This is a genomic window from Streptomyces sp. NPDC004561, from assembly GCF_053602155.1.
The window spans coordinates 1-10,158 of the sequence record NZ_JBSGDB010000336.1 but is presented as its reverse complement, the minus strand read 5'-3'; the positions used below and the strand labels follow the sequence as shown (position 1 = coordinate 10,158).

Annotated in this window: 9 protein-coding genes; 2 read left to right on the top strand and 7 right to left on the bottom strand. The window is 70.9% G+C overall.

What is annotated here, in order from left to right; translation table 11 throughout:
* A partial coding sequence (locus ACWEN3_RS32720) for a hypothetical protein (RefSeq protein ID WP_452978199.1) occupies window positions 1–207 on the top strand: 207 nt, incomplete at its 5' end.
* 21 nt (window positions 208–228) lie between these two features.
* Here ACWEN3_RS32720 and ACWEN3_RS32715 read toward each other — a convergent pair.
* The 7 genes from ACWEN3_RS32715 to tkt are packed head-to-tail and all read right to left on the bottom strand — an operon-like array spanning window position 229 to window position 9,133.
* Window positions 229–822, bottom strand: a complete 594-nt coding sequence (locus ACWEN3_RS32715) for a histidine phosphatase family protein (RefSeq protein ID WP_452978196.1) — start codon at window positions 820–822, stop codon at window positions 229–231.
* 6 nt (window positions 823–828) lie between these two features.
* Entirely contained in the window at window positions 829–1,707 is an 879-nt protein-coding gene (gene gnd / locus ACWEN3_RS32710; RefSeq protein ID WP_452978193.1) for a phosphogluconate dehydrogenase (NAD(+)-dependent, decarboxylating), read from the bottom strand.
* 7 nt (window positions 1,708–1,714) lie between these two features.
* Entirely contained in the window at window positions 1,715–3,361 is a 1,647-nt protein-coding gene (gene pgi, locus ACWEN3_RS32705) for a glucose-6-phosphate isomerase (protein ID WP_452978190.1), read from the bottom strand.
* 1 nt (window position 3,362) lies between these two features.
* Complete coding sequence (opcA, locus tag ACWEN3_RS32700; protein ID WP_452978187.1) at window positions 3,363–4,289, bottom strand: glucose-6-phosphate dehydrogenase assembly protein OpcA; 927 nt, start codon at window positions 4,287–4,289, stop codon at window positions 3,363–3,365.
* Window positions 4,286–5,818 carry a glucose-6-phosphate dehydrogenase gene (gene zwf, locus ACWEN3_RS32695; protein ID WP_452978202.1) on the bottom strand — a complete coding sequence of 511 codons (1,533 nt, stop codon included), beginning with the start codon at window positions 5,816–5,818 and terminating at the stop codon, window positions 4,286–4,288. The genes opcA and zwf overlap by 4 nt, the downstream gene beginning before the upstream one ends.
* Window positions 5,819–5,871: 53 nt before the next feature.
* A complete protein-coding gene (tal, locus tag ACWEN3_RS32690; protein WP_452978184.1) occupies window positions 5,872–7,014 on the bottom strand; it encodes a transaldolase in 1,143 nt (380 codons plus the stop codon).
* Between the two features lie 43 nt (window positions 7,015–7,057).
* Complete coding sequence (gene tkt / locus ACWEN3_RS32685; RefSeq protein ID WP_452978181.1) at window positions 7,058–9,133, bottom strand: transketolase; 2,076 nt, start codon at window positions 9,131–9,133, stop codon at window positions 7,058–7,060.
* 146 nt (window positions 9,134–9,279) lie between these two features.
* On the opposite strand from tkt, the gene ACWEN3_RS32680 reads away from it, so the two are divergent.
* Window positions 9,280–10,158: AraC family ligand binding domain-containing protein (locus ACWEN3_RS32680; protein ID WP_452978178.1), on the top strand; the 879-nt coding region annotated here is incomplete at its 3' end.

Here is a 10,158-nt window from a genome sequence, read left to right as displayed (position 1 = left end):
CCGGCGCCGGCGGACTTCCGCCGTCTCGTCGGCACCGGGCGGCTGCGCTACGTCGTCCTGTCGCACCGCTCCCTGCGCGCCCGCACCCCGGCCGGAGCGCTGCTGCGCTGGACCGCCGCACACTGCACGCTCGTCCCGCCGGCCGCGTACGACCCGGGCGACCGGATCCGGCTGCTGTACCACCGCGGCCCGGGCCACACGGGGTGACCCGGGCCGCGAAGGCATCTGTCACGGCCGTCTGTTCCACTCGGCGATCACGGGCCGCCCGTGCTCGGTGGACAGCCGGCCGACCGTGCCGGTGGCCAGCTGGAACAGCCGGCCCTCGACGGGCGGCAGCCCCAGCCGGCGGGCGGTCAGCACCCGCAGGAAGTGGGCGTGGGCCACGAGGACCACGTCACCGGCGTCCTCGGTGAGGGCGGCGTCGACGCGGGCCAGCACCCGGTCGGCGCGGGCGCCCACCTCGGCCGGTGACTCGCCCGGATGCCCCTCGGGGCCGGGCGCGACGCCGTCGGTCCACAGGTCCCAGCCGGGGCGGGTGCGGTGGATCTCGGCGGTGGTGATGCCCTCGTAGCCGCCGTAGTCCCACTCGTGCAGCTCGGAGTCGGCCACGACCCCGGGCAGGCCCGCGAGTTCGGCCGTGCGCAGGGCGCGGCCCAGCGGGCTGGCCAGTACGAGGGCGTAGGTCCGGCCGGTGAGGAGCGGGGCGAGGGACTTGGCCTGTTCCTCGCCGTGCTCGGTCAGGGGCAGGTCGGTCCAGCTGGTGTGCTGTCCCGACCGGCTCCACTCCGTCTCACCGTGGCGGACCAGCAGAAGGTCCCCCACGGCGGTTCAGTCCTTCTTCTCGACCGCGTGGCCGCCGAACTGGTTGCGCAGCGCGGCGATCATCTTCATCTGCGGCGAGTCGTCCTGCCGGGAGGCGAACCGGGCGAACAGGGAGGCGGTGATCGCCGGGAGCGGCACCGCGTTGTCGATGGCCGCCTCGACGGTCCAGCGGCCCTCGCCGGAGTCCTCCGCGTAGCCGCGCAGCTTGTTCAGGTGCTCGTCCTCGTCCAGGGCGTTGACCGCGAGGTCGAGCAGCCAGGAGCGGATGACGGTGCCCTCCTGCCAGGAGCGGAAGACCTCCCGGACGTTGTCCACCGACTTGACCTTCTCCAGCAGTTCCCAGCCCTCGGCGTAGGCCTGCATCATGGCGTACTCGATGCCGTTGTGGACCATCTTCGAGAAGTGCCCGGCGCCGACCCGGCCCGCGTGCACATAGCCGTACGGGCCCTCCGGCTTGAGCGCGTCGAAGACCGGCAGCAGCCGCTCCACGTGCTCCTTGTCGCCGCCGACCATGAGGGCGTAGCCGTTCTGCAGGCCCCACACGCCGCCGGAGACGCCGGCGTCGACGAAGCCGATGCCCTTGACGCCGAGTTCGGCGGCGTGCTTCTCGTCGTCCGTCCAGCGGGAGTTGCCGCCGTCGACCACCGTGTCGCCCTCGGACAGCAGGTCTTTGAGCTCGTCGATGACACCCTGGGTGGCGGTGCCGGCCGGGACCATCACCCAGATCGTGCGGGGCGCGTCCAGCTTCTCGACCAGTTCTTCGAGGCTCTTGACGTCGGACACTTCGGGGTTGCGGTCGTAGCCGATGACGGTGTGGCCGGCGCGGCGGATCCGCTCGCGCATGTTGCCGCCCATCTTGCCGAGACCGATGAGACCGAGCTGCATTGTCAGTTCACTTCCTGAGAGAGCGGTAGGCGGCGACGAGGGCCGTGGTGGAGGGGTCGAGACCGGGGACGTCCGCGCCCTCGCTGAGGGCGGGCTCGACGCGCTTGGCCAGGACCTTGCCCAGCTCCACGCCCCACTGGTCGAAGGAGTCGATGTTCCACACCGCGCCCTGCACGAACACCTTGTGCTCGTAGAGGGCGATCAGCTGGCCGAGCACCGACGGGGTCAGCTCGGCGGCGAGGACCGTCGTGGTCGGGTGGTCGCCGCGGAAGGTGCGGTGCGCCACCTGCTCCTCGGGCACGCCCTCCGCACGGACCTCCTCGGCGCTCTTGCCGAAGGCGAGCGCCTGGGTCTGCGCGAAGAAGTTGGCCATCAACAGGTCGTGCTGCGCACTGAGTTCCGCGCTCAGCTCGCCGACCGGTCGGGCGAAGCCGATGAAGTCGGCCGGGATGAGCTTGGTGCCCTGGTGGATCAACTGGTAGTACGCGTGCTGCCCGTTGGTGCCGGGCGTGCCCCACACGACCGGGCCGGTCTGCCACTCCACCCGGCGGCCCTGGCGGTCCACCGACTTGCCGTTGGACTCCATGTCCAGCTGCTGGAGGTACGCGGTGAACTTGGACAGGTAGTGGCTGTACGGCAGCACGGCGTGCGACTGCGCGTCATGGAAGTCGCCGTACCAGATGCCGAGCAGGCCCATCAGCAGCGGGGCGTTGGCCTCGGCGGGCGCGGTGCGGAAGTGGTCGTCGACCAGCCGGAAGCCGTCCAGCATCTCCCGGAAGCGGTCCGGGCCGATGGCGATCATCAGCGACAGGCCGATCGCGGAGTCGTACGAGTACCGGCCGCCGACCCAGTCCCAGAACTCGAACATGTTGTCCGGGTCGATGCCGAACTCGGTGACCTTCCCGGCGTTCGTGGACAGCGCCACGAAGTGCTTGGCGACCGCCTTCTCGTCGCCGTCGCAGGCCTTCAGGAGCCAGGAGCGCGCCGAGGTGGCGTTGGTGATCGTCTCGATGGTGGTGAAGGTCTTGGACGCGACGATGAACAGGGTCTCCGCCGGGTCCAGGTCTCGGGTGGCCTCGTGCAGGTCGGCGCCGTCCACGTTCGACACGAACCGGAACGTCAACTCCCGTGCGGTGTACGGGCGCAGCGCCTCGTAGGCCATCGCGGGGCCGAGGTCGGAGCCGCCGATGCCGATGTTGACGACGTTCCTGATCCGCCTGCCGGTGTGACCGGTCCACTCGCCGGAGCGCACCCGGTCGGCGAAGCCGGCCATCTTGTCGAGGACGGCGTGCACCTTCGGCACCACGTTCTCGCCGTCCACCTCGATCACGGCGTCGCGCGGGGCGCGCAGCGCGGTGTGCAGAACCGCCCGGTTCTCCGTGACGTTGATCTTCTCGCCGCGGAACATGGCGTCCCGCAGCGCGAACACCCCGGTGGCGGAGGCGAGTTCCTGGAGCAGGGCCAGGGTCTCGTCGGTGATCAGGTGCTTGCTGTAGTCGATGTGGAGGTCGCCGGCCTCGACGACGTACCGCTCGGCGCGGCCCGGGTCCGCCGCGAACAGCTCGCGCAGGTGCGGCTGCCCTTCGGCGCGGTGGTCGGCCAGCGCCGTCCACTGCGGCCGGTGGGTGAGGTTCGGGTAGTTGGCGTCGGCCATCTCAGGCGTTCTCCTTGGCGGCCTCGCCCTTGAGGGCGATGGCGTACATCTCGTCGGCGTCGAGGCGGCGCAGCTCCTCGGCGATGAGTTCGGAGGTGGGGCGGACCTTCAGGGCGAGGGTGCGCGGCGGCTGGCCGGGCAGGGTCAGCGACGCGAGGGGGCCCTCGGGGCGGTCGATGACGATCTCGCCGCCGTCGGTGCCCAGGCGTACGGCGGTGACGACCGGTCCGGCGGTGACCACGCGGTCCACGGGCACCTTCAGACGGGCCTCCAGCCAGCGGGCCAGCAGCTCGGCGCTGGGGTTGTCCGCCTCGGCCTCGACGGCCGCCGACGTGATGTGCGCGCGGGCCTGGTCCAGTGCGGCGGCCAGCATGGACCGCCACAGCGTGAGCCGGGTCCAGGCGAGGTCGGTGTCGCCGGGCGCGTAGTTGCGGGCGCGGGTCTGCAGGACCTCCATCGGCTTCTCGAACGCGTACAGGTCGGTGATCCGCCGCTGGGCCAGCGCGCCGAGCGGGTCCTTCGACGGGGTGTCGGGCGCGTCCACCGGCCACCACACGACGACGGGCGCGTCCGGCAGCAGCAGCGGCAGGACGACCGAGTCGGCGTGGTCGGACACCTCGCCGTAGGTGCGCAGCACGACCGTCTCGCCGGTGCCGGCCTCGGAGCCGACCCGGACCTCGGCGTCCAGCCGCGAGTGGGTGCGGTCGCGCAGGGTGCGGGCGTGCCGCTTGATGACGACCAGGGTGCGCGAGGGGTGCTCGTGCGAGGCCTCCTCGGCGGCCTTGATCGAGTCGTAGGCGTTCTCCTCGTCCGTGACGATCACCATCGTCAGGACCATGCCCACGGCAGGGGTGCCGATGGCGCGGCGGCCCTGCACCAACGCCTTGTTGATCTTGCTTGCCGTGGTGTCGGTCAGGTCGATCTTCATGGCCTGCGCCAGCTCCGTCCGTCTCGTGCGAGCATCTCGTCGGCTTCCCTCGGTCCCCAGCTGCCCGACGCGTACTGCGCCGGCCTGCCGTGCGCCGCCCAGTACTCCTCGATCGGGTCGAGGATCTTCCAGGACTCTTCCACTTCCTGGTGACGGGGGAACAGGTTGGCGTCGCCGAGCAGCACGTCCAGGATGAGCCGCTCGTACGCCTCCGGGCTCGACTCGGTGAACGACTCGCCGTAGGCGAAGTCCATGGACACGTCCCGGATCTCCATCGAGGTGCCCGGCACCTTGGAGCCGAAGCGGACGGTCATGCCCTCGTCGGGCTGGACGCGGATGACGATCGCGTTCTGGCCCAGCTCCTCGGTGGCGGTGGAGTCGAACGGGGAGTGCGGGGCCCGCTTGAAGACCACCGCGATCTCGGTGACCCGGCGGCCCAGCCGCTTGCCGGCGCGCAGGTAGAAGGGCACGCCCGCCCAGCGGCGGTTGTCGACGCCCAGCTTGATCGCGGCGAAGGTGTCGGTCTTCGACTTCTGGTCGATGCCGTCCTCTTCGAGGTAGCCGACGACCTTCTCGCCGCCCTGCCAGCCGTCCGCGTACTGCCCGCGCACGGTGTGCCGGCCCAGCTCCTCCGGCAGCCGCACCGACTTCAGCACCTTCAGCTTCTCGGTGAGCAGCGCCTCCGCGTCGAACGCGATGGGCTCCTCCATGGCGGTGAGCGCCATGAGCTGGAGCAGGTGGTTCTGGATGACGTCACGGGCGGCGCCGATGCCGTCGTAGTAGCCGGCCCGGCCGCCGATGCCGATGTCCTCGGCCATGGTGATCTGCACGTGGTCGACGTACGACCGGTTCCAGATCGGCTCGTACATCTGGTTCGCGAAGCGCAGCGCCAGGATGTTCTGGACGGTCTCCTTGCCGAGGTAGTGGTCGATGCGGAACACCTGGTCCGGCTCGAACACCTCGTGCACGATCGAGTTCAGCTCGCGCGCGCTGGCCAGGTCGTGGCCGAACGGCTTCTCGATGACCGCGCGCCGCCAGGCACCCTCCGGCGGGTTCGCCAGGCCGTGCTTCTTCAGCTGCTGCACGACCTTCGGGAAGAACTTCGGCGGCACCGAGAGGTAGAACGCGAAGTTGCCGCCGGTGCCTCGGGAGGAGTCCAGCTCCTCGACGGCGTCCTTCAGCTGCTTGAAGGCCGTGTCGTCGTCGAAGTCGCCGGGGATGAAGCGCATGCCCTCGGCGAGCTGCTGCCACACCTCCTCGCGGAACGGGGTGCGGGAGTGCTCGCGCACCGCGTCGTGCACGACCTGCGCGAAGTCCTGGTCCTCCCAGTCCCGGCGGGCGAAGCCGACGAGCGAGAAGCCCGGCGGCAGCAGGCCCCGGTTGGCCAGGTCGTACACGGCCGGCATCAGCTTCTTGCGGGACAGGTCACCGGTCACCCCGAAGATGACCAGCCCGGACGGGCCCGCGATACGGGGCAGCCGGCGGTCCTGGGCGTCCCGGAGCGGGTTCACCCAGTCGGCGGCCGGCATGACCGGCACGCGCACCTCCTCGGGTGCCCGGGCCGGGCTTGCGGTCTCGGTCATCACGCGTCAACTCCCTTGTTCTCCAGGGACTTCGCCACTGCGTCCAGCAGGTCCTGCCAGGCCGCCTCGAACTTGGCCACGCCCTCGTCCTCCAGCTGCTGGACGACCTCGTCGTACGAGACGCCGAGCCGTTCCACGGCGGCCAGGTCGGCACGGGCCCCCGCGTAGCCGCCGGTCACCGTGTCGCCGGTGATGTCGCCGTGGTCGGCGACGGCGTTCAGGGTGGCCTCCGGCATCGTGTTGACCGTGCCCGGCGCGACCAGGTCGTCCACGTACAGCGTGTCCTTGTACGCCGGATCCTTCACACCGGTGGACGCCCACAGCGGACGCTGCCGGTTCGCCTTCTCCCCGGCCAGCGCCTGCCAGCGGCCCGAGGAGAAGACCTCCTCGTACGCCTCGTAGGCGAGACGGGCGTTGGCGAGGGCCGCGCGGCCCTTGAGCGCGAGCGCCTCGTCGGTGCCGAGCGCGGTCAGCCGCTTGTCGATCTCGCTGTCCACGCGGGAGACGAAGAAGGACGCCACCGAGTGGATCGTCGACAGGTCGATGCCGCGCTCGCGCGCCTTCTCCAGGCCGGCCAGGTAGGCGTCCATGACCTCGCGGTAGCGCTCCAGGGAGAAGATCAGGGTCACGTTGACGCTGATGCCGAGGCCGATGACCTCGGTGATCGCCGGGAGGCCCGCCCGGGTCGCCGGGATCTTGATCATCACGTTGGCCCGGTCGACCAGCCAGGCGAGCTGCCTGGCCTCGGCGACGGTCGCCTCGGTGCGGTGGGCCAGACGGGGGTCGACCTCGATGGACACCCGGCCGTCACGGCCGCCGGAGGCGCGGTGCACGGGCTCCAGGATGTCGGCGGCCGCGCGCACGTCGGCGGTCGTCATCATCCGCACGGCCTCGTCGACCGTCACACCGCGCACCGCGAGGTCCGTGAGCTGCTCCTCGTAGCCCTCGCCGGAGCCGATGGCGGCCTGGAAGATCGACGGGTTGGTGGTCACGCCGACGACGTTCCGGTTCTCGATCATGTGGGCCAGGTTGCCCGAGGCGATCCGCTTGCGCGACAGGTCGTCCAGCCAGATCGAGACACCCTCGTCGGCGAGACGCTCGAGGGCTCCGGCGGTGGCGATTGCTTCGGTCACGATAGTCATCTTTCTAGTCGTGTATCTGTCGCGTTGTCTTGTCGCGTTCGGGTCAGGCGCGCGCGGCGGCGAGCGAGTCGCGGGCCGCCGCGGCGACGTTCTCGGGGGTGAAGCCGAACTCGGTGAAGAGAGTCCCGGCGTCGGCGGAGGCGCCGAAGTGCTCGAGCGAGACGATGCGTCCGGCGTCGCCCACGTACCGGTGCCAGGTCAGGCCGATGCCGGCCTCGACGGCGACCCGGGCCCGCACGGCCGGCGGCAGCACCCGCTCGCGGTACTCGCGCGGCTGCTCCTCGAACCACTCCACGGACGGCATGGACACCACCCGCGTGCCGATCCCCTCGGCCTCGAGCCGCTCCCGCGCGGCCACGGCCAAGTGCACCTCGGAGCCCGTCGCGATGATGATCACCTCCGGGACCTCCGTCGAGGACTCGCGCAGCACATAGCCGCCCTTGGCCGCGTCGGCGTTCGGCGCGTACACCGGCACGCCCTGGCGGGTGAGCGCGAGCCCGTGCGGGGCGGGGTTCGTGGCGTGCCTCTTCAGGATCTCGGCCCAGGCGATCGCGGTCTCGTTGGCGTCCGCCGGGCGGACGACGTTCAGGCCCGGGATCGCGCGCAGCGAGGCCAGGTGCTCGACCGGCTGGTGCGTGGGGCCGTCCTCGCCGAGGCCGATGGAGTCGTGCGTCCACACATAGGTCACCGGCAGCTGCATCAGCGCCGACATGCGCACGGCGTTGCGCATGTAGTCGGAGAAGACGAGGAAGGTGCCGCCGTAGACGCGGGTGTTGCCGTGCAGGGCGATGCCGTTCATCTCCGCGGCCATGGAGAACTCGCGGATGCCGAAGTGGACGGTACGGCCGTACGGGTTGGCCTCCGGCAGCGGGTTGCCCTCGGGGAGGAAGGAGCTGTCCTTGTCGATGGTCGTGTTGTTCGACCCGGCGAGGTCGGCGGAGCCGCCCCACAGTTCGGGGAGCACCGGGCCGAGCGCCTGCAGCACCTTGCCCGAGGCCGCACGCGTGGCGACCGACTTGCCGGGCTCGAAGACCGGCACGGAGTCCTGCCAGCCGGTGGGCAGCTCGCCCTTGCCGACACGGTCGAACAGTGCGGACCTCTCCGGGTTCGCCGTGCGCCACTCGGCGATCCGCTTGTCCCAGGCCGCGTGCGCCTCGGCGCCCCGGTCCAGGGCCCGCCGGGAGTGCCTCAGCACCTCGTCCTCGACCTGGAAGCTCAGCTCGGGGTCGAAGCCGAGGACCCGCTTGGTGGCCGCGATCTCCTCCGCGCCGAGCGCCGAGCCGTGGGAGGCCTCGGTGTTCCGGGCGTTCGGGGCGGGCCAGGCGATGATCGTGCGCATCGCGATGATCGAGGGCCGCCCGGTCTCGGCCCGCGCGGCCTCCAGCGCCGCGTGCAGGGCGGGTGCGTCGATGTCGCCGCCGTCGGTGGGCTCGACGCGCTGGGTGTGCCAGCCGTAGGCCTCGTACCGCTTCAGCACGTCCTCGGAGAAGGCGGTGGCGGTGTCGCCCTCGATGGAGATGTGGTTGTCGTCGTAGAGGAAGACCAGGTTGCCGAGCCTCTGGTGGCCCGCGAGCGAGGACGCCTCGGCGGAGACGCCCTCCTCCAGGTCGCCGTCGGAGACGATCGCCCAGATCATGTGGTCGAAGGGGGAGGCGCCCGCGGGGGCCTCCGGGTCGAACAGGCCGCGCTCGTAGCGGGCGGCCATCGCCATGCCGACCGCGTTGGCGACACCCTGGCCGAGCGGCCCGGTGGTGGTCTCCACCCCGGCGGTGTGCCCGTACTCGGGGTGCCCCGGCGTCTTGGAGCCGTGGGTCCTGAACGCCTTCAGATCGTCCAGCTCCAGCTCGTACCCGGCGAGGAACAGCTGGGTGTAGAGGGTCAGCGAGGTGTGACCGGGGGAGAGGACGAACCGGTCACGGCCGGTCCACTCGGGGTCGGCCGGGTCGTGTCGCATCACCTTCTGAAAGATCGTGTACGCGGCAGGCGCCAGGCTCATCGCGGTGCCCGGGTGGCCGTTGCCGACCTTCTGCACCGCGTCGGCCGCCAACAGGCGGGCGGTGTCCACGGCACGCCGATCGAGGTCGGTCCACTCGAAGCCGTCGGAAGTCTGCGAGCTCATCTTCAAGAAATCCTCGTTCAGTGCGTGATTCCGGGCCTGACGCGTTCAAACTTAAAAGTCTGACTTTTTCGACGGAAGGTCGGGGTGTGTCAGTCTGTGGTGAATCTGGGACAGTGATCGCGGGACAGGGACGGCACGAAGAGGACATGGCTGACACAAGGCCCCAAGCCGGGGGCGCCGGCGCTGACGGCGACGGAATCAGAACCTTCCCCTTCCCGACCGAGCTGGCCGTAGGCGGCGTGGGCATGCAGATCGGCCCGATGGACGCCGACCGCGCCTGGCACGCCGACGCCCCACTGGACCGCGTGCACCGCATCGACTTCCACGTGGTCATGCTGTTCACCGGCGGACCCGTACGGCACATGGTCGACTTCGCCGAGTACGAGGCCACGGCAGGCGACCTGCTGTGGATCCGTCCCGGGCAGGTCCACCGCTTCTCCCGGGAATGCGTGTACCGCGGAACCGTCCTGACCATGCAGCCCGGCTTCCTGCCCCGCGCCACCGTGGAGGTCACCGGCCTGTACCGCTACGACCTCCCGCCGCTGCTGCACCCTGGCCCGGCCCAGCTCACCGCCCTCCAGGCGGCCCTCGACCAACTGCGCCGCGAGTACGAGGACACGGCGACACTCCCGCTCGGCCTGCACACGGCCGTCCTCCGCCACAGCCTGACGGCGTTTCTGCTGCGCCTCGCCCATCTCGCGGCCAGCTCGGCGCGGTCCTCCCCGCAGCAGACGGACAGCACCTTCACCCGCTTCCGGGAGGCGGTCGAACAGGGCTTCCCCTCCAACCACAGCGTCAGCGCCTACGCCGACGCCCTCGGCTACTCCCGCCGCACCCTCGTCCGCGCCGTCCGCGCCGCCACCGGCGAGACCCCGAAGGGCTTCATCGACAAGCGCGTCGTCCTGGAGGCCAAACGCCTCCTCGCCCACACGGACCGGCGGGGGGAAGGCTCCGTCCCCGCGGCCCGCGCCGAACAGCCGGCCGACGGCACCTCGCCGGTGCCCGCCGTCGACGAACTGCCCGCG

Coding starts and splice junctions, on each gene's coding strand:
- gnd (WP_452978193.1), bottom strand. CDS start 1,707: ATGCAGCTCGGTCTCATCGGTCTCGGCAAGATGGGCGGCAACATGCGC.
- pgi (WP_452978190.1), bottom strand. CDS start 3,361: ATGGCCGACGCCAACTACCCGAACCTCACCCACCGGCCGCAGTGGACG.
- opcA (WP_452978187.1), bottom strand. CDS start 4,289: ATGAAGATCGACCTGACCGACACCACGGCAAGCAAGATCAACAAGGCG.
- zwf (WP_452978202.1), bottom strand. CDS start 5,818: ATGCCGGCCGCCGACTGGGTGAACCCGCTCCGGGACGCCCAGGACCGC.
- tal (WP_452978184.1), bottom strand. CDS start 7,014: ATGACTATCGTGACCGAAGCAATCGCCACCGCCGGAGCCCTCGAGCGT.
- tkt (WP_452978181.1), bottom strand. CDS start 9,133: ATGAGCTCGCAGACTTCCGACGGCTTCGAGTGGACCGACCTCGATCGG.